Source organism: Pseudomonas sp., from assembly GCF_032058845.1.
Taxonomy (GTDB): domain Bacteria; phylum Pseudomonadota; class Gammaproteobacteria; order Pseudomonadales; family Pseudomonadaceae; genus Aquipseudomonas.
In genome coordinates this window covers 7,673-8,933 of the sequence record NZ_DAMCCR010000140.1, presented here as the reverse complement: position 1 = coordinate 8,933, position 1,261 = coordinate 7,673, and the positions used below count along the sequence as shown (strand labels likewise).

Sequence of the window (1,261 nt, the reverse complement as noted above, 5' to 3'; positions counted from 1 at the left end):
ACGACAGCCGCCTGCCGTGGGAGCGCGCGCGGCGTGTGCAGCTCGACGAAGCAAGCCTGGCACGCAAACGCCAGGCGATTCGCGCCCACACCAGCCAGCTCGGCGAAGACGACGGCCGCCCGCCGGTGGTGCCTGCGCACCTGCTCGATTGCCTGTTGCAGCCGTTCGAGCTGGTGTTCGTCTGAACGACAGGCTCAGGGTGCCTTGCCCACCATCGCATCGCGGGCCTGGTCGGGCATCACCACCTGATTCAGATCGATGGGGCGAAAGTCCGGTTTGGCGCCCAGCCGCGCATTGAAGCGTGCATTGAAGGTGAACGGATCCTGGGTCGGGACATCCAGCGGTTGGCCGTACATCGCCGTCACCCCGTCGCGCTCATAGCCCATCAGCAACAGCAAGGTGGGGAAGATGTTGTAGTGGCTCGAGGCGTTGCGGTTCTGCGCCAGATGGGCTTTCCAGTCGAGGGTATGCAGCCGCTCGCCTTGCAGCACCAGCAGCGGCACCAGGCCTTCTTCGGCCATGGGATCGCTGTCGCAATGCGTGTTCAGGCCGGGATTGCCACGCTCGTGCAGGTCCTGGCCATGATCGGAGGTGTAGATCACTACGGCATTGCTCAGGTCGCCCTGGCTCAGCAGCCGGTTGAAGAACTCCCCCACGTTCCACAGCAGCGTGTTGCGGTAAGCGTTGCGATAGCGCAGCCAGTCTTGCGTGCCACCGTCGAAACCGCTGCGATCGCCGGTATCGCCGACGTTGGCGAACTGCCCACGCGGCAGCGCCGGGGTGTAGCGCATGAAGGCGTCCGGGTATTTGTCATGCACGGGGAAATGCGCGCCGACCTTGTTCATCACGATCAGCTGCGGCGTCGGGTTCTTCAGTAGTGCCACCAACTGCGCAACGGCAGCCATGTCGCGCTGTTGCACCGGTGCGTCATCGAACTGCACGAACTGGTCGATGTCGCGCTGCTCGGTGGTCGTCATCAGGTTCTGCAACGCTCCGCCTGTGCGTTGGCCATCGATGTACACCGTGCGCAGGCCGGCGGCCTTGGCGTACTGCCAGATCGACGGCTGGGTGCTGTTGATGCGCAGATAGTCGGCGCGGGTGCCGCCGTAGCGCAGGGTCACGTTGGTGTCGGCGCTGCAGTTGGCCACCGACGCTGCATAGCCGAAGTTGATCAGTTGCACGCCGGGCAGGCGTCCGGCCAGGTGGCTGCTGATACCGCCTGGGGTGTTGATGTCGAGGTAGTTGCCGGCAATGCTTTCGT

At 64.4% G+C, this 1,261-nt stretch carries 1 protein-coding gene and 1 pseudogene; one reads left to right on the top strand and one right to left on the bottom strand.

The annotated features are described in order from the left end of the window. Positions 1–185, top strand: a pseudogene (locus RT028_RS18820) (PIG-L family deacetylase); the annotation flags it as partial. A 9-nt stretch (positions 186–194) separates the two neighbouring features. Here the strand turns inward: RT028_RS18820 and RT028_RS18815 are convergent. Next, positions 195–1,261 (bottom strand): sulfatase-like hydrolase/transferase (locus RT028_RS18815; RefSeq protein ID WP_312936783.1); only part of this gene is annotated, 1,067 nt, incomplete at its 5' end.